The sequence below is a fragment of the Pseudomonas sp. 3JA genome, from assembly GCF_036961705.1.
In the GTDB taxonomy this organism is placed as follows: Bacteria; Pseudomonadota; Gammaproteobacteria; order Pseudomonadales; family Pseudomonadaceae; genus Aquipseudomonas; species Aquipseudomonas fluorescens_Q.
This window is the reverse complement of record NZ_JBAMDJ010000008.1, coordinates 90,892-109,344: the sequence shown is the minus strand read 5'-3', so window position 1 is coordinate 109,344 and position 18,453 is coordinate 90,892. Positions and strand designations below refer to the sequence as shown.

Sequence of the window (18,453 nt, the reverse complement as noted above, 5' to 3'; positions counted from 1 at the left end):
GTTCCGGCAGCGGGACGCTTAAGCGTCCGGTGCGGCCTTGGCAGCCGGCTCATTGTTTTCATAGATATACAATGGCTTGGACTTGCCTTCTATGACGCTTTCATCGATCACGACTTTACTCACCTCTGACTGCGAGGGGATCTCGTACATCGTGTCGAGCAATACGCCTTCGAGGATCGAGCGCAATCCACGCGCACCGGTCTTGCGTTCCAGGGCACGTTTTGCGACCGATTTCAGCGCGTCGGAACGGAACTCCAGGTCTACACCTTCCATTTCGAACAGCTTGGCATACTGCTTGGTCAGGGCGTTTTTCGGCTCGGTCAGGATCTGCATCAACGCAGCTTCATCCAACTCGTCCAGCGTCGCCAGGACCGGCAGACGACCGACAAATTCCGGGATCAGACCGAACTTGACCAAATCGTCAGGCTCGACTTCACGCAGGGACTCACCGACCTTCTTGCCCTCTTCCTTGCTGCGCACTTCGGCGTTGAAACCAATGCCGCCACGGGTGGAACGGTTTTGAATAACCTTTTCCAGGCCGGAGAACGCACCACCGCAGATGAACAGGATGTTACGGGTGTCGACTTGCAGGAATTCCTGCTGCGGATGCTTGCGGCCACCTTGGGGTGGAACGGAAGCGACCGTACCTTCGATCAACTTGAGCAAGGCCTGCTGCACGCCCTCACCGGAAACATCCCGGGTGATGGACGGGTTGTCGGACTTGCGCGAAATCTTGTCGATTTCGTCGATATAGACAATGCCCATCTGGGCCTTTTCCACATCGTAGTCGCACTTCTGCAATAACTTCTGAATGATGTTCTCGACGTCTTCACCTACATAACCCGCCTCGGTGAGGGTGGTTGCGTCGGCGATGGTGAACGGAACGTTCAGCAAGCGGGCCAGGGTTTCGGCAAGCAGGGTCTTACCCGAGCCTGTCGGGCCGATCAGCAGGATGTTGCTCTTGCCGAGTTCGACCTCGTCATTCTTCTTGTCACGCTGGTTCAGGCGCTTGTAGTGGTTGTACACCGCTACGGCCAGTACTTTTTTCGCACGTTCCTGACCAATCACATACTGATCAAGGATGCCGCTGATTTCTTTAGGCGAAGGCAATTTATGCGCGCTGCTCTCGGCCTGGGCTTCCTGCACCTCCTCGCGGATGATGTCATTGCACAGGTCGACGCACTCGTCGCAAATGAAGACCGAGGGGCCGGCAATCAATTTGCGCACTTCATGCTGGCTTTTGCCACAGAAGGAGCAATAAAGCAGTTTGCCGTTGTCCTCGCCGTTGCGGGTGTCAGTCATTCGATCGATCCAAATCCGATAGGCTTGCAACACAAGATGAAGGCAATTGCGGGCTTTTTCAAGCCCGCAGGCGGCCGGTCATCCCAACCACCTGCATATTGAGCGGCTTAGGCAGGCATTTGACGCTTGTTGATCACGGAGTCGATCAGGCCATATTCGGCCGCACGCTCCGCGCTCATGAAGTTGTCACGCTCGGTGTCACGCTCAATGGTTTCGAGGCTTTGGCCGGTATGATGGGCCAGCAACGAGTTCAGGCGCGAACGAATGTGGAGGATTTCCTTGGCATGGATGTCGATATCCGACGCCTGGCCCTGGAAGCCGCCCAACGGCTGGTGAATCATCATCCGCGAGTTAGGCAGGCAGTGACGCTTGCCCGCTGCGCCGCCGGCGAGCAGGAAAGCGCCCATGCTGCAGGCCTGGCCGATGCAGATGGTGGAAACGTCAGGCTTGATGAACTGCATGGTGTCGTAGATCGACATGCCCGCAGTCACCGAACCGCCAGGTGAGTTGATGTACAGATGGATATCCTTGTCCGGGTTTTCCGCTTCAAGGAACAACAGCTGCGCCGCGACCAGGTTGGCCATGTAGTCTTCAACGGGGCCGATCAGGAAGATGACGCGTTCCTTGAGCAGACGCGAGTAGATGTCATAGGCACGTTCGCCGCGGGCGGACTGCTCGATAACCATCGGGACCAGGCCGCCTGCGGCCTGGATGTCAGAGCTCTGCTGATAAAAAGAATTGCGGGACATGTCTCGCAGTCACTCCCAAATAGTTATGTCTTGAATACGCATAAGCCAGCGCGAAGGCTGGCTTATGGGTGTTTATTTCTTACCGCAGAACCATCAATCGGCTTGTGGAGCTTCCACCGGCTTGACCGCTTCTTCGTAAGAGACCGCTTTATCGGTCACGCTAGCTTTCTGCAGAACAGTATCCACAACTTGTTCTTCCAGCACAACCGAACGGACTTCGTTCAGTTGCTGGTCGTTCTTGTAGTACCAGGACACGACTTGCTCAGGCTCTTGATAGGCCGAAGCCATTTCCTGGATCAGCTCGCGAACGCGGGCTTCGTCAGGCTTGAGCTCGAATTGCTTGACCACTTCGGCGACGATCAGGCCCAGTACGACGCGGCGCTTGGCTTGTTCTTCGAACAATTCGGCAGGCAGTTGGTCCGGCTTGATGTTGCCACCGAACTGCTGAACAGCCTGCACACGCAGACGGTTCACTTCGTTATCCAGCAGAGCCTTTGGCACTTCGATCGGGTTGGAGGCCAGCAGACCGTCCATGACCTGGTTCTTGACCTTGGACTTGATGGCCTGGCGCAGCTCACGCTCCATGTTCTTGCGAACTTCGGCGCGGAAACCTTCCAGACCGGTTTCCTTGATGCCGAACTGGGCGAAGAACTCTTCGTTCAGCTCAGGCAGTTTCGGCTCGGAAACAGTGTTGACGGTCACGGTGAACTCGGCGGCTTTGCCAGCCAGGTCCAGGTTCTGGTAGTCCTCAGGGAAGGTCACGTTCAGAACGCGCTCTTCACCGGCCTTGGCGCCAACCAGGCCGTCTTCGAAGCCAGGAATCATGCGACCGGAGCCCAGCACCAACTGAGTAGCCTTGGCGGAACCGCCGGCGAACACTTCACCGTCGACCTTGCCGACGAAATCGATGTTCAGTTGATCTTCGTTCTGGGCAGCACGCTCAGTCACTTCGAAACGGGTGTTCTGCTTGCGCAGGATGTCCAGCATCTTGTCCAGGTCGGCATCCGACACGTCAGCGCTCAGGCGCTCGACGGCGATGGATTCGAAACCGGCAACCGTGAACTCAGGGAACACTTCGAACGTGGCGACGAATTCCAGGTCCTTGCCTTTTTCCAACACTTTAGGCTCGACGGACGGAGCGCCGGCCGGGTTCAGCTTCTGCTCGACGACCGCTTCGTAGAACGAAGACTGGATCACGTCGCCCACGGCTTCCTGACGCGCATCAGCTTCGTAACGCTGACGGATCACGCTCATTGGCACTTTGCCTGGGCGGAAACCTGGGATTTTGGCCTTTTGGGCAGTCTGCTGCAGACGCTTGTTGACCTGAGTCTCGATGCGCTCAGCCGGCACGGTGATGCTCATGCGGCGCTCAAGAGCAGAAGTATTTTCAACAGAAACTTGCATGGATATTCCTCGTTGCACAGACGTTGGCCGGGCGTTTCCGACCCCAGAATCAAGGGCATGCATTCTAGTAGGTCAAACTCAAGAAGTCACCCTACTGAAAACGCGCTGGAAACAGGCGCCGGATTTAGGACGGGACAAACGCTCATGCCCCACCCGGATTGCAAATACAGTCGATTCAGCCCAGGGCTCTGCGCCGACGCTTCTATATATAGAAGCAGCTTGCCCGATCGCGCGACGCCCGCCCCCATAAGGGGACCGACGGCCATGTCACGCATCATCGCGAAACACATTCGCGAAAAACCGATCGCTACGCGCAGCGCCAAAAAACCGTACCGACGCCAAACACAGAACCACTGAAAACAAAAACGGCGCAGCCCTTTTCAGGTACTGCGCCGTTTTCTGCTATTTAAATAGCGACTTGTATGGTGCGGACGGAGAGACTCGAACTCTCACACCTTGCGGCGCTGGAACCTAAATCCAGTGTGTCTACCAATTCCACCACATCCGCGTATCAAGCTTTTAAAGCAAAGGCGCCAGATTGTTAGATCTGGCGCCTTTCTAGAATATGGGGTGGACGATGGGGATCGAACCCACGACAACGGGAGTCACAATCCCGTGCTCTACCAACTGAGCTACGCCCACCATATTGCCTTGTTGCCTTACTTGTGCCAAAGCTGCCTAATTGGCGCACCCGGCAGGACTCGAACCTGCGACCATCCGCTTAGAAGGCGGATGCTCTATCCAGCTGAGCTACGGGCGCCTTTTTAATCTGTATTCTTGGACGATTACAAACTAAGTGCTTTCAGTTTCGCCGAGTTTAAACAACCAACTCCGCTCCACCTTCTTAACCAGTGCTAGGCTGTGCCCGACAAGTGCGACGAATGTTATAGACGGCCTGATAGGTCGTCAACTCTTTTTTAAAAAAAATTCATTTAATTAAAGGGGTTAGGGGAATTTGCAGACCAAGCGCCTTTGCCCTCACGCCCCGGCATGCGAGAATGCGTTCTCTTTTTTTCCCCTCTCGATGGTTAACCACGCGCAATGACTGCACAACTTATCGACGGCAAATCGATCGCCGCCAGCCTGCGCCAGCAGATCGCCCAACGAGTCACCGAGCGCCGCCAGCAAGGCCTGCGCACGCCCGGCCTTGCGGTGATTCTGGTCGGCAGCGATCCTGCCTCTCAGGTTTATGTCTCGCACAAGCGTAAAGACTGTGAAGAGGTCGGCTTCCTTTCCCAGGCCTACGACCTGCCTTCCGAAACCACCCAGCAAGCGTTGGCCGATCTGATCGATCGCTTGAACGATGACCCGAACATCGACGGCGTTCTGCTCCAGCTGCCGCTGCCTGAACACCTCGACGCCTCCAAGCTGTTGGAGCGTATCCGCCCGGACAAAGACGTCGATGGCTTCCATCCTTATAACGTCGGTCGCCTGGCCCAGCGCATCCCGTTGCTTCGTCCCTGCACCCCGAAAGGCATCATGACGTTGCTGGAAAGCACTGGCGTGGACCTGTATGGCCTCGACGCCGTAGTGGTGGGTGCGTCCAACATCGTTGGTCGTCCAATGGCCATGGAGCTGCTGCTGGCCGGCTGCACCGTGACCGTGACCCATCGTTTCACCAAGGATCTGGCTGGCCATGTCGGCCGCGCGGACCTGGTGGTGGTGGCCGCCGGCAAACCCGGCCTGGTCAAAGGCGAGTGGATCAAGGAAGGCGCCATCGTCATCGACGTGGGCATCAATCGCCAGGAAGATGGCAAGCTGGTGGGCGACGTGGTCTACGAGACCGCCCTGCCCCGCGCCGGCTGGATCACGCCGGTACCTGGCGGCGTAGGCCCGATGACCCGCGCCTGCCTGCTGGAAAACACGTTGTACGCGGCTGAAACGCTGCACAGCTGATACGCGGCAACAAAAAACCTGTGGGAGCGAGCTTGCTCGCGATAGCGATGGACCAGCCAGCATCCAGTTGACTGGCACACCGCTATCGCGAGCAAGCCCGCTCCCACAGATGTTTCCGGCGACGGACTTTAGCCGCCAAATTACACATTTTTCAGATTCGTTTCGCCAAAATCCCCCGCCATGAAACTTTATTTATTCATAAGCCTTGGCGGTACAGGCATATAGCGCTGCTGTCGCCCATACTCCTAAAATGCGACGTTTTTTTTAAAAGTCGTTGCTCAACGGCACCTTCAACTCTATCGAGCCTACTCGCGTGAAAATCCGTCTTTCGATCATCAGCCTGTTCATCGCTTTCACAGGCAGTTTTATCACGCAGAATGTCGCTGCACAGGAAACCATCGCAGCCCCACGGGATACGGCCAAACTGCAAGTCGCCTCGGGCAGCGCGATGTTGCTGGACCTGCAGACGGATAAAGTCGTTTATTCGAGCAACCCGGACGTGGTGGTGCCCATCGCGTCGGTGACCAAACTGATGACCGGCCTGATCGTACTGGATGCCAAACAGAACCTGGATGAATACATTTCCATCACCATCGCCAACACCCCAGAGATGAAGGGCGTGTTTTCCCGGGTCAAGCTCAACAGCGAGCTGTCGCGCCGGGACGTGCTGCTGATCGCCCTGATGTCTTCGGAAAACCGCGCCGCCGCCAGCCTCGCCCACCACTATCCGGGGGGCTATGCGGCGTTCATTGCCGCCATGAACGCCAAGGCGAAGGCGCTGGGCATGACCAGCACCCATTACGTCGAACCGACGGGCCTGTCGATCCACAACGTCTCGACTGCCAGGGACCTGACCAAGCTGCTGATCGCCGCGCGCAAGTACCCTCTGCTGAGCGAACTGAGCACGACCAAGGAAAAGACCGTTACCTTCCGCAAGCCTGTGTACAGCCTGGGATTCCGCAACACCGACCACCTGGTCCACAAGGCTAACTGGGATATCCAGTTGACCAAGACTGGCTTCACCAACCAGGCCGGTCACTGCCTGGTGCTGGTGACGAAAATGGGCAATCGCCCGATGGCGCTGGTGATCCTCGACGCCTTTGGCAAGTACACGCACTTCGCCGATGCCAGCCGGATTCGTAGCTGGGTGGAAACCGGAAAAAGCACCGCGGTACCAGCGGTGGCCCTGCAATACAAGGCCGCCAAGAATCTCAAGAGCCGCCAGAGTGGCGTGGTGGAAGCCTCCCAATAACCCACCGGTTATTTATGGCTTCAAGTCACCCAGCGGATCATAGGGCTTGGGCTTGCGCTCATCCTTCTTGTCCAGGGGCGCCTTGGCCGGCCCTACCGGATCGACCTGGGGATCCTCAAGATCCGGTGAATCCGGATCGAACCCCAAGTCATCACCGCTGGAATGCTCCGACGAATGTGGCCCCGTAGGTGTTTTCGACTGCGCCATGCGTGCCTCCTCCAATCACGGTCGGAAAATGCCCAACCCTGACGATAAGAGCTTCAGACCTGCCAGGTTGTGCCCGGCAAGTGACGAACGGGGTGAGCGATCAATGCGCCGCTTCCAAGGTCTTGGTGGCCCGCGCCGCGGCTTGCTCCTGCCCTGCCCCGCCCAACTCGACCGCCGCCTTGAGCCACCGCTGCGAGTCGACATTGGCCGGAAGCTGCGTAGGTCGCTGGACCAGCACCGCCCAGCCACCCGCGCTCTGGAAGGCCGACTCGAAGGCACTGAAGCTCATCAATTGCCGCCGGTTCATGCCTGAGCGCAGCAATACCGTCTGCTTCTGACGGTTGTAGCCGGCGAGAATCCCATACCGAGGCTCGGCCCAGAACGCCGAACCGTCGATATAGCGCACCAGCACCGGATAGCCCGCCGCGACCTGTTCCAACAACGCGGGCAGCTTGGCGTCGAGGGGATACACCAGCAACCCGTATTCACGCGCCAGGGTCTGCATATTCAGTTGCAAACCGGCTTCGCCACCCGGCAGGTGCAACGGTTTCTCCAGCAGCCCCGGCGTGATCACCGTGCCTTGCAACGTCAGCAGGGCAGCCAGGGACTGCGGGGCACCCTGGTACATTTCGCCGCGAAAGAACGGCACGCTGTTAAGTTCCACCCGCTCGGGCAGGCGCTGGATCTGCGGCGACACACTGCCCGCACACCCCACCAGGGCAACGAGGCAGGACAGCGCCAGGACCAGTGATCGAAAAGATGAAATAACCGGCGACATGATGACTCTCTTGTTCAGACACCCGGCATCCGGGCCAGGCTTGGGTCGACGATCATAAGGCGCGCACAGCCCGGGGTATAGCCATAACGGCAGTTTTACGAGCGCGATAGAACGAACCAATCCGTGCCCGAGCGCCACGGATCGATTACCTGCAACACTTGGACGACTAGACTGTCCATGTATTAGGTGCGTGATCCCGGACCGGGATAAAAAGGAGGCACAGATGAGCCTGACCACGACAATTCTGATGCTGATATTCGGCTGGCTGAGCGTAGCCACTGCCATGCTGTGGGGTGTGCTCCGGATCACCCGGCGCCATCATCACGCGCCACCTGCGCAATCGAAAAACACCAGAAAACCCGCGCGACGCCACGCCACCGCACACTGAGCATTCGCTTTTCAACCCCTCGCAAAAAAGCCACCCGGGCCTGGACCCGGGTGGCTTCTGTCTGCCTGGCATCAGGCGTTGTCGGCCAACGCCCTTTCCCTGGCCCGACGGGACAACATGTTCAACACTTCGATCGCCGCCGAGAACGCCATGGCCGCATAGATATAGCCCTTGGGCACATGGGCACCGAAGCCTTCGGCGATCAGCGTCATGCCGATCATGATCAGGAAACCCAGGGCCAACATCACCACCGTCGGGTTGTCATTGATGAACTTGGCGAGCGGTTCGGCCGCCAGCAGCATCACCAACACCGACACAACGACCGCGATGATCATGATCGGCAAATGTTCGGTCATGCCCACAGCCGTGATGATGCTGTCGATGGAAAACACCAGGTCCAACATCAGGATCTGACCGATTGCTGCAGCAAAGCCCAGGGTCACGGCGGACGTGGCCGACTTGGGATCATTCGGTGCAGGGTCCATGCTGTGGTGAATTTCAGTGGTCGCTTTCCACAGCAGGAACAGGCCGCCGGCAATCAGGATCATGTCTTTCCAGGAGAACGCCTGGCCCAGGATTTCGATGACCGGTTCGGTCAACTGCACAATGAAGGCAATGGTGCTCAACAAGCCCAGGCGCAGGATCAGCGCCATGCCGATACCGATCCGCCGCGCCTTGGCACGGTGCTGGGCGGGCAGCTTGTTGGTCAGAATCGAAATGAAGATCAGGTTATCGATGCCAAGCACGATTTCCATGACCACCAGAGTTGCCAGGGCGATCCACGCGGTGGGGCTGGCGGCGAGCTGTAGAAGATAATCCATGGGTCAGTCCTGACTGATGTGACGAGTTAGATGGTTTTGGTCGGGGTTTGTGTTTCGTCAGCTTCGTCCGCCGGTTTTTTCTTCGGGCTGATCAACCCGCCGGTGGCTTCGCTGATCGCCTGTTCGGCGGCCTTGTGGGTGTCATCAATAGCCTGCTTGGCGGTTTCCGCTGCCTGGCCCATCAGTTGCTGGGCACTTTTCTCAGCCTGTTCACAACCCGCCAGTGTCGTTACGGACATCACAAGCAGGGCTGCCAGCCCCAGGGATTTGTACGTCATGGAATGAATGCCTCTTGGGAGAATAAAAGGAGCACGAAAGTGGCCCACCAATGGCAAGGCATTCTAGAGACGCGAATACTTCAGGAAAATTCGTATTTTCAGCGGTTATACTTCGGTTTTTACGAAGCAACGTGATCCCATGCTCAACTATCGACAACTGCATTATTTCTGGGTGGTGGCTAAAACCGGCAGCATCGTGCGCGCCTGCGAGCAGTTGAACCTGACCCCACAGACCATCAGCGGGCAGATTTCCCTGTTCGAACAGACCTATAACATCAAGCTGTTTCGCCGCGTCGGACGGCAGCTGGAACTGACCGAGGCCGGCCGCCAGACCTTGCCCTACGCCGAACACATGTTCCAGTTGGGTGGCGAGCTGGAATTGATGCTGCGAGCCCAGCCCAACGAGCAGCAAACCCTGTTTCGGGTCGGGGTGGCGGATGTGGTGCCCAAATCCATCGTCTACCGGCTGCTCGCGCCGACCATGGAGTTGAGTGAGCCGCTGCGCATCACCTGTCGCGAGGACAAGCTCGAACGGTTGCTGGCGGACTTGGCAATCCAGCGTCTGGACCTGGTGATTTCCGACAGCCCGATGCCGACCCACCTGGACATCAAGGGCTACAGCCAGAAACTGGGGGAATGCGGGATCAGCTTTTTCGCCACCGCCGCGCTGGCCGAACGCTACGGGCAGGATTTCCCCCACGGCCTGCATGACGCTCCACTGCTGATTCCCGGGCCGGAAACCGTGGTGCGCAGTCGCTTGCAACGCTGGTTCGCCGAGCAACAGATCCAGCCGCGTATCGTCGGCGAGTTCGACGACAGCGCATTGATGCAGGCCTTCGGCCAATCAGGCAGCGGGATTTTCATCGGCCCGAGCGTGATCGCCGAAGAGGTCAAGCGCCAGTACGGCGTAGAAGTGATCGGCCAGACCGATGCGGTGAGCGAATCCTTCTACGCCATTTCCGTGGAGCGCAAGGTCAGCCACCCCGGCATCGTCGCGATTGCCGAAGGCGCGCGTCGCGAGTTGTTCAGCGCTTAGCAGCTGACACGAGGTTTGAAGGTCATCAGCAGCAACGCCAGCAGGATCGATACGAAGATGAACCCGGCCGCCGCAAACCCGACACTGCCCAGGCCCAAGGTATCGATGACCCGGCCACCGACCATCGCCCCCAGGCCAATCCCCAGGTTGGCCCCGGCGATGTTCAACGATGCGGCAAAGGCCGGGGCCTGCGGAGCCGCCTTCATCAGCCGCACATGACTGACCAGGAACAAGGCCGCCTGGGTTACGCCCCAGATGCCCATCGCCGCCGCCAGCGCGAGGGGCGAATGAATGCTCGGCACCAACGCCACCATGCCGCCGATCAGGAACAGGCAGAAGACCATCGATGCGATCAACGGATGCCGGTCCACCGCCCGACCGCCCAGGGAATTGCCCAATAGCCCGACGGCGCCGAAGCCCATCAGGCACCAGCCCACCAGGGTGCCATCGAACCCAGCGAGGCGTTCGAGGATATCCGCCAGGTAGGTGTAGGCGGTGAACATGCCGCTGAACACCAGGATCGACAACAGCACATGCCCTTGCATCAACGGGCTGCGCAGGATCTTGAATTGCGAACGAAAGCTCACCTGATGCTGGTGCAGGTTGGTTTTCGGCAAGTAGATAAACAGCAGCAAGGCCTTGGCGAAGGCGATGACCGCCAGGATCGCGAACGCACTGCGCCAGCCAAACGCATCGGAAATCAACGTGCCCACGGGAATGCCGAACACCGTGGCACAGACGATGCCAAAGCCGATTCGGGCGATGGCCCGCCCGGCCAACTGTGGCCCGACAATGTCCACCGCCGTTTCACTGGCCAGCGCCCAGAACACCGGCAGGCCCAGGGCCGGGATCAACCGGGCAACGGCCATCACCCAGATGTTGGGGGCAACGGCGGCGAGCATGTTGGCCAGACCGAACATCACCAGCACGCTGATAAACAACTTGCGCCGCTCAAAGCGGGCGAACCAGGCCGTCAGGAAAGGCCCGAACGCCGCCACCGTAAACGCGAACAACGTCACCAGTAGCCCGGCCTGGGGGATGCTGACCTGCAAGTCGCGGGCGATAGAGGGCAACAGGCCAACGATGACGAATTCCGTGGTCAGCACCGTAAAACCGGCGGCCGACAACAGGAAAATGGGTAACAACATGCAGAACTCCAGCGAAACGACGACACCAGCGTTAGCCCAAGGGCCCGCTGGCAGTAAGAAAGTGAGAACGGCAAAGCCTAACAGAATGCACGCGTCTTACAAACGCATGCCAGGCCCCGGATAAGGGTGACGGACTGTCACAGGTCCGTCAGATTTGTTACCGGCTGTGATAAAGTCCGCGGCCTGCAAACGCCGTACTTCCCACGGTCCGCTCATGTGGCCTGCCCGCTTGTTGCCCTGACTCGTCGACCGTCGCACACAATAAAATCAGAGATGCCGCTATGACAGCTTCGTCCGTTACCCCTATGCAACGCCTCAAACGCACCAGCCTGGTGACGCAAATCATCATCGGTCTGATCGCCGGTATTGTCCTGGCATGGCTGGCGCCCGACGTGGCCAAGTCCACCGCATTCATCGGCAAGGTCTTCGTGTCCGCGCTCAAGGCCGTAGCACCGATTTTGGTATTCGTGCTGGTCATGGCATCCATCGCCAACCACAAGCACGGCCAGGAAACCCATATCCGGCCGATCCTGTTCCTCTACCTGCTGGGCACTTTCGCCGCGGCGGTGGTCGCGGTGGTTGCCAGTACACTGTTTCCGTCCAGCCTGGTGCTATCGACCCAAGACGTCGCGGTCACGGCGCCCGGGGGCATCAGCGAGGTGCTGCAAAGCCTGTTGCTGAGCGTGGTGGATAACCCGGTCCGGGCGCTGATGGACGGTAACTTCATCGGCATCCTGGCCTGGGCCATCGGCATGGGCATCGCCATTCGTCATGCTGGTCAGACCACCCGCACCGTGCTCGAAGACCTGTCCAACGGCGTGACTGTCATCGTGCGCGTGGTCATTCGCTTCGCCCCACTGGGGATCTTCGGCCTGGTAGCCTCGACCTTGGCCACTTCCGGCTTCGGCGCGCTGCTCGGTTACCTGCACCTGCTCACCGTACTGATCGGCTGCATGCTGTTCGTGGCGTTGGTGGTCAACCCACTCATCGTGTTCTGGAAACTGCGTCGCAACCCCTACCCGCTGGTATTCACCTGCCTGCGCGAGAGCGGTATCACGGCATTTTTCACGCGCAGCTCGGCGGCGAATATTCCGGTGAACCTGGAGCTGAGCAAACGCCTGGGCCTGCACGAAGACACCTATTCGGTGTCGATCCCCCTGGGCGCGACCATCAACATGGCCGGCGCCGCCATCACCATCACCGTACTGACCCTGGCGGCCGTGCATACCCTGGGTATCGCAGTGGATATCCCAACGGCCGTGCTGCTGAGCGTTGTCGCGGCCATTTGCGCGTGCGGCGCATCCGGGGTGGCCGGTGGTTCGCTGTTGCTGATTCCCCTGGCGTGCAGCCTGTTTGGCATTCCCAGTGAGATCGCCATGCAAGTGGTCGCGGTGGGCTTCATCATCGGTGTCCTGCAGGACTCGGCGGAGACGGCGTTGAATTCGTCTACGGATGTGCTGTTCACAGCGGCGGCGTGCCTGGGTGAGGAAGAGAAGCTCGCGCGTACGGCGTAACAACTGCGGTGGCTATTCGGTCGTCATCGTCGGATCGCCGCCCAGAGCAAGCGCTCCCACAGAGGGCAGCGGCGCTCACACAATAGCCGCTACACAACAGATCCCCTGTGGGAGCGAGCTTGCTCGCGACAGCGGTGGTACATCCGCCGAGGATGTGCCAGACACAAAAAAGCCCGGGAACGGCCCACACCGTCCCGGGCTTTTTCATGCCGGCGGGTTAGAACGCGCCCATGTAGTCGCGCTTGCCCACTTCCACGCCATTGTGGCGCAGCAAGGCGTAGGCGGTGGTGACGTGGAAGAAGAACTGCGGCAGGCCGTAGGTCAGCAGGTAGTTCTGGCCGCTGAAGCGCTTTTCCTTCGGCGTGCCCGGACGGGTGACGATTTCGATGCCTTCCTTGCCATCGATCTGCGCAGGGCTGATGCCGTCGATAAAGGCCAAGACCTTGGCGATCAGGGCTTGCAGCTCGGCGAACGTAGTCTCGCTGTCCTCATACTTCGGCACCTCGACCTCGGCCAGGCGGGCGGATACACCCTTGGCGAAATCCACCGCGATCTGTACTTGGCGCACCAGCGGGAACATGTCCGGGTACAGGCGAGCTTGCAGGAAGGCGTTCGGGTCGATGTTTTTCGCGGTGGCGTGGGCTTCGGCCTTGTTCAGAACGTCGCTCAACGCGTTGAGCATCTGCTTGAAAACCGGGACGGAAGCGGCGTACAGGGAAATAGTCATGGCAATCTCATGCTGGTGGCAGGAAAGAATGAATCAAACGGCTGCGATTATAGCCACGGCTTGTTGCACGACTTGTCTTTTATTGCGCAAGGATTAGGCTAGGCGGCTTCCACAGCATAGGGAACGCGCGATGAGCATCGAAGAACAACAGCAGGCTGAAGAACCACGGCTCAATAGCACGGAAATTCGCATCCTCGGCGCGCTGGTCGAAAAACAGGCCACCAACCCTGAGACCTACCCGCTGACGCTCAACGCCCTGGTACTGGCCTGCAACCAGAAAACCAGCCGCGAACCGGTGATGAACCTCAACCCGGGCCAGGTCGGCCAGAGCCTGCGGGCGTTGGAAGGTCGCGGCTTTACCAAACTGGTGATGGGCAGCCGCGCCGACCGCTGGGAACATCGGGTCGACAAAGCCCTGGAGCTGGTGCCAGCCCAGGTGGTCCTGATGGGCCTGCTGTTCCTGCGTGGCCCGCAAACAGTCAATGAGCTACTGACCCGCAGCGGTCGGATGCACGACTTCGAAGACGCCGAGCAAGTGGTGCACCAGCTCGAACGCCTGATCGCCCGAGGGCTGGCGCTGCTGGTGCCACGCCAGGCCGGCCAGCGCGAAGACCGCTATGTACACGCCATGGGCGATCCAGCGGACATCGAAGCGATTCTCGCCGCCCGCCAGCATCCGGTGGAGCGTGGAGCCGGTGGCGCTGTCTCGCTGGAGCGTATCGAAGAGCTCGAAGCCCGGATCGCGGCCCTGGAAGAACGCCTGTCGCGGCTGGAATAGCAGTGCCTACGCCGACCGGGCGAAGGTCACGGCTTTTTCAAATTGCTCCAGGTTGGGCCGCACACCGGTGTACAGCACGAACTGTTCCAGGGCCTGGATCGCAATGACTTCCAGCCCGGTGATGACCCGCTTGCCTTCGGCCCGGGCGCGCACGATCAGTGGCGTTTCCGACGGGATCGCCACGACATCAAACACAGTCTCGGCCGCGACGATGGTCTCGGGCTCAAACGCCAACTGATCGGCCTCCGGGCCGCCAGTCATGCCGATCGGCGTGACGTTGATCAGCATCTGCGGCCGCCGGGTACCCAGGTCAGCTTGCCATTCATATCCCAGGGACTCGGCCAGGGCTCGCCCCGCGGCTTCATTGCGGGCAACGATCAGCCCGTTCTGGTAACCCCCATCGCGCAAGGCACTGGCCACAGCCTTGGCCATGCCGCCGCTACCGCGCAAGGCAAAGGTCGAGTCCTTGGGCACCGCGTGGCTTTGTAACAACTGGGCGATGGCAATGTAGTCGGTGTTGTAGGCCTTCAGATGGCCGTTGGTATTGACGATCGTATTGATCGACTGGATCGCGGCGGCGGAAGGATCCAGCTCATCCACCAGGGCAATGCAGGCTTCCTTGAACGGCATCGACACACCGCATCCACGAATCCCCAGGGCACGGATACCGCCCACGGCTCCAGGCAAATCCTGGCTGCTAAACGCCTTGTAATAGAAATTCAGGCCCAATTGTTCATACAGGTGATTATGAAAACGCAGGCCGAAGTTTCCAGGACGCCCCGAGAGCGACATGCACAGTTGGGTGTCTTTGTTGGGATTGATCTGCATGCGTGTCTCCTTGCATTCACTTTCGGACAGATGGAAGGGCCGTCGCGAAAGGTTTATTCGATGATGATACCGCCAGGCCCGGCCCTATCTCAGGCCACAGGATGACCCGGCGCGGTCAATAAAAGCGCTACAGACCTTACACAATATTTACCCAACGGCGTTGCAAATCCTGAGAAAATCGCTGTCATAGCAAGTATCCCCGCGACCCTCATCGGGTCTGTTGCAGACCACAGGCGCCGGGGCCGAAACGAGGAACAGCCATGAATCGTAGACTTCCCATCATCGCCCTGCTCATGGGGGCACTCGCGGTCACCGGCCAGGCATCCGCCCACGGTCGTGGTGGTTGGGAGGGGCCCGCCGTTTTTGGTGCCATCGTCGGTTCGGCCATCGTTGGCTCAGCCATCATCAACCGTGATCGGCCGGTGTATGTGCAGCAACCGGTCTATGTCCAGCCACAGCCGGTCTACTACCAGGCCCCGCCACCGGTCTACTACCAGCCGCAGCCGGTGTATGTAGAGCGACCGATCTACTATCGCCCGGCACCGGTGTATTACGGGCCACCACGGGGCTATTACTACGGCCCACCCCGGGGTCATTACGGCCGCTGGTAACCGGCTCCCGGGCGGCACAAAAAAGCCTGTGATCATTGATCAAAGGCTTTTTCGTGTCCACTGGATAACCCCTGTGGCGAGGGAGCTTGCTCCCGCTGGGCTGCGCAGCAGTCCTAAAACAGGGCCGCTTTGCGTCCAGCGGGAGCAAGCTCCCTCGCCACAGGGAATTGTCAGACGTGCTCGCTGCTTTTCAGTCGGATCGGCGCATGCTCCGCTGCCCCGTGAACAGGCTCAGCCACCACGGGAATCTCGTTGCCATCGCAGTCGTGCAGCTTGCCATCGCTGAAGTAATCACCTTCACGTAGCGCTGCCAGGTCCTGATAGCGCAACACTCGCTCGGTGCCGGCGGCGAAAACCGACTGCTGGTCGGAGTTACCGGCGGTGAAGTGGTTGAACGCCAGGTTCAGCGCGATCGCCATGATCGCCGAAGAACTGATGCCCGAATGGAAAATGGTCGCGAACCAGCTCGGGAAATGGTCATAGAAATTCGGTGCGGCGATGGGAATCATGCCAAAACCAATAGAGGTGGCGACGATGATCAGGTTGACGTTATTACGGTAATCGACTTTCGACAGCGTACGGATGCCGCTGGCAGCCACGGTGCCAAACAGTACGATACCGGCACCGCCCAGCACCGAGGTCGGCACCGCCGCGATCACCCGGCCCATGAACGGCAGCAGCCCGAGCACCACCAAGAAGACCCCGCCGGTCGCCACCACGAAACGGCTCTTGATCCCGGTCACCGCCACCAGCCCGACGTTCTGGGCAAAGGCACTCTGGGTGAAGGAACCGAAGATCGGCGCGATCATGCTCGACAGCATGTCAGCCCGCAAGCCGTTGCCCAGGCGCCTGGAGTCGACCTTGGTGTCGATGATCTCGCCCACCGCCAGGATGTCGGCGGAAGTTTCCACCAGGGTCACCATGATCACGATGCACATCGACAGGATCGCGGCGATGTGGAAAGTCGGCATGCCGAAATGGAACGGTGTCGGGAAGCCGAACATCGGGCCTTGGCTGACCGATGAAAAGTCCGCCATGCCAAGGAAAACGGCGATGACGGTACCAATGACCATCGCCAGCAGAATCGACAACCGGGAGATGGTTGCGCTGCCCATTTTGCTCAGCAATAGCACCAGCACCAGGGTCACCGCCGCCAGGCCGATATTGGCCATGCTGCCAAAATCAGCGGCGTGGCTGTTGCCACCCATGGCCCAGCGCGCCGCTACCGGCATCAGGGTCAGGCCGATGGTGGTGATCACGATGCCGGTGACCAACGGCGGAAAGAACCGGGTAATGCGCGAAAACACCGGGGTAATCAGCAAACCAATCAGCGACGCGGCGATCACCGCGCCCAGGATGGCTTGAAAACCGCCTTCCCCGCCGCTGCCGACAATCGCCACCATGGTCGCCACGCCCGAGAACGATACGCCCTGCACCAAGGGCAATTGACAGCCAAAAAACGGCAGGCCGAGGGTTTGCAGCAACGTTGCCAAGCCCCCCGCGAACAATGACGCGGCAATCAACAGACCGATGTCCGCGGGCGAGAGCCCGGCCGCCTGGCCGATGATCAACGGCACGGCGACGATGCCGCCGTACATGGTCAACACATGTTGCAGGCCGTAAGCCATATTCGCGCCGACGCCAAGGTTTTCGTCCTCGGGCCGTGGGAGTGAAACATGGGGCGTTTTCATGGTTCGGGGATTCCCTGTTTTTTGTTATGGGCACACTGTATTCAAAACTCAGGACAAATGTCCATATAGTTGTATACAACTTGTTGCCCTACCCAGGAACAGGTACCCCCGGCCAACAGCCTTCTTATGGCTGGAGCACCTTCACAATCGCCGGCCGCAACAGCTCGCGCGGCGGTACGCGCAGGCCAAACTCTTGTTCGAGCAAGTCAATCAATTCATCGGCATCGGCGATCACCCGGCGTTCGCTCTGCTGCCCTATCCGGTGCACCGCGTAGCTGTTGCCGTTCAGGGTCTTGCGCAACCCGTCACCGGTGCGTGCAACCATCAACCGGCCCATGAACGGGGATTCCGGGTGGCTGCTGACGTACCAATTACCGAGGGTGTAGTCGATGTCTTCCTGGCGTTGCAGATCGAACAGATACATTGGCCGCCATTCGTCGTCGACGTTGGCGCGCAGCAGGTAACCGTCCGCATGGGTTTCGATGCGGTACAGCTCATGGGGGGTGGTTTGGGCCTCACGGCTGTCCAGCAGCAACGGCGCAGTGGGCACCATGCCACCAAAGCCGACGTCGGTGATGTAGCGCACGCCGTCTAACGTCACCAGGCTCAACCGGTGGGTCCGGGCAGCCCAAGAGCCTTCAGGCGCGTTCATCACCACGCGCCCGGTGATGCCGCGGGCGTCGAAACCCAACTCCAGCAACAGCGCAAAAAATAGTTGGTTGAGTTCATAGCAATAGCCGCCGCGCCCTTGTTCGAACACTTTTCGTTCGACCGATTCAAGGTCGATGGGCACGGGTTGACGCAGCAACGTCGACAGGGTTTCAAAAGGGAACTCGGCGGTATGGCGCCGTTGCAGTTGACGCAACGTGTCGAGGGTCGGCGCTGGCGGGGTATCGAAACCCAGGCGCAGCAGATAGCGGGCCGTGTCGCTCAGTTGGAGGTGACTCATGAGGGGTGTCCTTTTCCAGGGTCGGCGCTACGCTCACGACAAGCGCACTGATGTTGGGCGCCAGGTATAAGGCATTCCCCTCACAGAGACAACAAT

19 protein-coding genes and 3 tRNA genes are annotated in these 18,453 nt (G+C 59.4%); 7 read left to right on the top strand and 15 right to left on the bottom strand.

Annotated elements, in window-relative coordinates:
* Positions 1 to 18: 18 nt before the first annotated feature.
* The 6 genes from clpX to V7773_RS08615 form a co-directional block, all read right to left on the bottom strand.
* Complete coding sequence (clpX, locus tag V7773_RS08640) at positions 19 to 1,302, bottom strand: ATP-dependent Clp protease ATP-binding subunit ClpX (RefSeq protein WP_063322129.1); 1,284 nt, start codon at positions 1,300 to 1,302, stop codon at positions 19 to 21.
* 107 nt (positions 1,303 to 1,409) lie between these two features.
* Complete coding sequence (gene clpP / locus V7773_RS08635; protein ID WP_003183177.1) at positions 1,410 to 2,051, bottom strand: ATP-dependent Clp endopeptidase proteolytic subunit ClpP; 642 nt, start codon at positions 2,049 to 2,051, stop codon at positions 1,410 to 1,412.
* A gap of 93 nt (positions 2,052 to 2,144) precedes the next feature.
* Positions 2,145 to 3,455 carry a trigger factor gene (gene tig / locus V7773_RS08630; protein WP_063322130.1) on the bottom strand — a complete coding sequence of 437 codons (1,311 nt, stop codon included), beginning with the start codon at positions 3,453 to 3,455 and terminating at the stop codon, positions 2,145 to 2,147.
* A gap of 423 nt (positions 3,456 to 3,878) precedes the next feature.
* Positions 3,879 to 3,963: transfer RNA gene (locus tag V7773_RS08625), tRNA-Leu, on the bottom strand.
* Positions 3,964 to 4,021: 58 nt separating this feature from the next.
* Positions 4,022 to 4,097 (bottom strand) — tRNA-His (locus tag V7773_RS08620).
* Positions 4,098 to 4,138: 41 nt separating this feature from the next.
* Positions 4,139 to 4,215 (bottom strand) — tRNA-Arg (locus V7773_RS08615).
* 281 nt (positions 4,216 to 4,496) lie between these two features.
* Here V7773_RS08615 and folD point away from each other — a divergent pair.
* Together folD and pbpG are read left to right on the top strand one after the other, a co-directional pair.
* Positions 4,497 to 5,351, top strand: coding sequence for a bifunctional methylenetetrahydrofolate dehydrogenase/methenyltetrahydrofolate cyclohydrolase FolD (folD, locus tag V7773_RS08610; RefSeq protein ID WP_003199858.1), 855 nt, complete (start codon positions 4,497 to 4,499; stop codon positions 5,349 to 5,351).
* 313 nt (positions 5,352 to 5,664) lie between these two features.
* Positions 5,665 to 6,603, top strand: coding sequence for a D-alanyl-D-alanine endopeptidase (gene pbpG / locus V7773_RS08605; protein WP_336073016.1), 939 nt, complete (start codon positions 5,665 to 5,667; stop codon positions 6,601 to 6,603).
* Between the two features lie 12 nt (positions 6,604 to 6,615).
* Here the strand turns inward: pbpG and V7773_RS08600 are convergent, their stop codons facing one another.
* Together V7773_RS08600 and V7773_RS08595 are read right to left on the bottom strand one after the other, a co-directional pair.
* Positions 6,616 to 6,810 (bottom strand): DUF6021 family protein, encoded by a 195-nt coding sequence (locus tag V7773_RS08600; protein WP_060738326.1) that lies wholly within the window; start codon positions 6,808 to 6,810, stop codon positions 6,616 to 6,618.
* Between the two features lie 100 nt (positions 6,811 to 6,910).
* Positions 6,911 to 7,588: a peptidase C39 family protein gene (locus tag V7773_RS08595; RefSeq protein ID WP_336073015.1), complete on the bottom strand. Its 678-nt coding sequence runs from the start codon at positions 7,586 to 7,588 to the stop codon at positions 6,911 to 6,913.
* 223 nt (positions 7,589 to 7,811) lie between these two features.
* Here V7773_RS08595 and V7773_RS08590 point away from each other — a divergent pair, with 223 nt between their 5' ends.
* A complete protein-coding gene (locus V7773_RS08590) occupies positions 7,812 to 7,976 on the top strand; it encodes a hypothetical protein (RefSeq protein WP_336073014.1) in 165 nt (54 codons plus the stop codon).
* Between the two features lie 71 nt (positions 7,977 to 8,047).
* Here the strand turns inward: V7773_RS08590 and V7773_RS08585 are convergent, their stop codons facing one another.
* Together V7773_RS08585 and V7773_RS08580 are read right to left on the bottom strand one after the other, a co-directional pair.
* On the bottom strand, positions 8,048 to 8,797 hold the full coding sequence (locus V7773_RS08585; RefSeq protein WP_092145405.1) for a TerC family protein: 750 nt from the start codon (positions 8,795 to 8,797) through the stop codon (positions 8,048 to 8,050).
* A gap of 26 nt (positions 8,798 to 8,823) precedes the next feature.
* The gene (locus V7773_RS08580; protein WP_063322134.1) at positions 8,824 to 9,075 is read right to left on the bottom strand and encodes a hypothetical protein; all 252 of its coding nucleotides are present in this window, start codon (positions 9,073 to 9,075) and stop codon (positions 8,824 to 8,826) included.
* A gap of 139 nt (positions 9,076 to 9,214) precedes the next feature.
* Between V7773_RS08580 and nhaR the strand changes: the two genes are divergently transcribed.
* Positions 9,215 to 10,111, top strand: coding sequence for a transcriptional activator NhaR (gene nhaR, locus V7773_RS08575; RefSeq protein WP_063322135.1), 897 nt, complete (start codon positions 9,215 to 9,217; stop codon positions 10,109 to 10,111).
* On the opposite strand, the gene V7773_RS08570 is transcribed toward nhaR, so the two are convergent.
* On the bottom strand, positions 10,108 to 11,259 hold the full coding sequence (locus tag V7773_RS08570) for an MFS transporter (RefSeq protein ID WP_336073013.1): 1,152 nt from the start codon (positions 11,257 to 11,259) through the stop codon (positions 10,108 to 10,110). The genes nhaR and V7773_RS08570 overlap by 4 nt on opposite strands.
* A 281-nt stretch (positions 11,260 to 11,540) precedes the next feature.
* Between V7773_RS08570 and sstT the strand changes: the two genes are divergently transcribed.
* On the top strand, positions 11,541 to 12,773 hold the full coding sequence (gene sstT, locus V7773_RS08565) for a serine/threonine transporter SstT (RefSeq protein ID WP_092223871.1): 1,233 nt from the start codon (positions 11,541 to 11,543) through the stop codon (positions 12,771 to 12,773).
* 217 nt (positions 12,774 to 12,990) lie between these two features.
* Here sstT and V7773_RS08560 read toward each other — a convergent pair whose 3' ends face one another.
* Positions 12,991 to 13,500 carry a DUF1993 domain-containing protein gene (locus V7773_RS08560; RefSeq protein WP_072346575.1) on the bottom strand — a complete coding sequence of 170 codons (510 nt, stop codon included), beginning with the start codon at positions 13,498 to 13,500 and terminating at the stop codon, positions 12,991 to 12,993.
* A 130-nt stretch (positions 13,501 to 13,630) separates the two neighbouring features.
* Here V7773_RS08560 and V7773_RS08555 point away from each other — a divergent pair, with 130 nt between their 5' ends.
* Positions 13,631 to 14,278 (top strand): YceH family protein, encoded by a 648-nt coding sequence (locus V7773_RS08555; RefSeq protein WP_336073012.1) that lies wholly within the window; start codon positions 13,631 to 13,633, stop codon positions 14,276 to 14,278.
* Between the two features lie 6 nt (positions 14,279 to 14,284).
* Here V7773_RS08555 and V7773_RS08550 read toward each other — a convergent pair whose 3' ends face one another.
* Complete coding sequence (locus V7773_RS08550) at positions 14,285 to 15,106, bottom strand: shikimate 5-dehydrogenase (RefSeq protein WP_092223869.1); 822 nt, start codon at positions 15,104 to 15,106, stop codon at positions 14,285 to 14,287.
* A 260-nt stretch (positions 15,107 to 15,366) separates the two neighbouring features.
* Between V7773_RS08550 and V7773_RS08545 the strand changes: the two genes are divergently transcribed.
* Positions 15,367 to 15,717: a hypothetical protein gene (locus V7773_RS08545; RefSeq protein ID WP_063322141.1), complete on the top strand. Its 351-nt coding sequence runs from the start codon at positions 15,367 to 15,369 to the stop codon at positions 15,715 to 15,717.
* A gap of 170 nt (positions 15,718 to 15,887) precedes the next feature.
* On the opposite strand, the gene V7773_RS08540 is transcribed toward V7773_RS08545, so the two are convergent.
* Both V7773_RS08540 and V7773_RS08535 read right to left on the bottom strand, forming a co-directional pair.
* Entirely contained in the window at positions 15,888 to 17,408 is a 1,521-nt protein-coding gene (locus V7773_RS08540) for a nucleobase:cation symporter-2 family protein (RefSeq protein WP_072346569.1), read from the bottom strand.
* Between the two features lie 124 nt (positions 17,409 to 17,532).
* Entirely contained in the window at positions 17,533 to 18,357 is an 825-nt protein-coding gene (locus tag V7773_RS08535) for an arylamine N-acetyltransferase family protein (RefSeq protein WP_092223865.1), read from the bottom strand.
* Positions 18,358 to 18,453: the final 96 nt, after the last annotated feature.

Excerpts from the sequence above, each read along its gene's own strand:
- folD (WP_003199858.1), top strand. The coding sequence starts at position 4,497 with ATGACTGCACAACTTATCGACGGCAAATCGATCGCCGCCAGCCTGCGC.
- V7773_RS08535 (WP_092223865.1), bottom strand. The coding sequence starts at position 18,357 with ATGAGTCACCTCCAACTGAGCGACACGGCCCGCTATCTGCTGCGCCTG.
- V7773_RS08600 (WP_060738326.1), bottom strand. The coding sequence starts at position 6,810 with ATGGCGCAGTCGAAAACACCTACGGGGCCACATTCGTCGGAGCATTCC.
- V7773_RS08595 (WP_336073015.1), bottom strand. The coding sequence starts at position 7,588 with ATGTCGCCGGTTATTTCATCTTTTCGATCACTGGTCCTGGCGCTGTCC.
- V7773_RS08550 (WP_092223869.1), bottom strand. The coding sequence starts at position 15,106 with ATGCAGATCAATCCCAACAAAGACACCCAACTGTGCATGTCGCTCTCG.
- nhaR (WP_063322135.1), top strand. The coding sequence starts at position 9,215 with ATGCTCAACTATCGACAACTGCATTATTTCTGGGTGGTGGCTAAAACC.
- V7773_RS08580 (WP_063322134.1), bottom strand. The coding sequence starts at position 9,075 with ATGACGTACAAATCCCTGGGGCTGGCAGCCCTGCTTGTGATGTCCGTA.
- tig (WP_063322130.1), bottom strand. The coding sequence starts at position 3,455 with ATGCAAGTTTCTGTTGAAAATACTTCTGCTCTTGAGCGCCGCATGAGC.
- sstT (WP_092223871.1), top strand. The coding sequence starts at position 11,541 with ATGACAGCTTCGTCCGTTACCCCTATGCAACGCCTCAAACGCACCAGC.
- V7773_RS08555 (WP_336073012.1), top strand. The coding sequence starts at position 13,631 with ATGAGCATCGAAGAACAACAGCAGGCTGAAGAACCACGGCTCAATAGC.
- V7773_RS08560 (WP_072346575.1), bottom strand. The coding sequence starts at position 13,500 with ATGACTATTTCCCTGTACGCCGCTTCCGTCCCGGTTTTCAAGCAGATG.
- clpX (WP_063322129.1), bottom strand. The coding sequence starts at position 1,302 with ATGACTGACACCCGCAACGGCGAGGACAACGGCAAACTGCTTTATTGC.
- V7773_RS08570 (WP_336073013.1), bottom strand. The coding sequence starts at position 11,259 with ATGTTGTTACCCATTTTCCTGTTGTCGGCCGCCGGTTTTACGGTGCTG.
- V7773_RS08590 (WP_336073014.1), top strand. The coding sequence starts at position 7,812 with ATGAGCCTGACCACGACAATTCTGATGCTGATATTCGGCTGGCTGAGC.
- clpP (WP_003183177.1), bottom strand. The coding sequence starts at position 2,051 with ATGTCCCGCAATTCTTTTTATCAGCAGAGCTCTGACATCCAGGCCGCA.
- V7773_RS08585 (WP_092145405.1), bottom strand. The coding sequence starts at position 8,797 with ATGGATTATCTTCTACAGCTCGCCGCCAGCCCCACCGCGTGGATCGCC.
- V7773_RS08545 (WP_063322141.1), top strand. The coding sequence starts at position 15,367 with ATGAATCGTAGACTTCCCATCATCGCCCTGCTCATGGGGGCACTCGCG.
- V7773_RS08540 (WP_072346569.1), bottom strand. The coding sequence starts at position 17,408 with ATGAAAACGCCCCATGTTTCACTCCCACGGCCCGAGGACGAAAACCTT.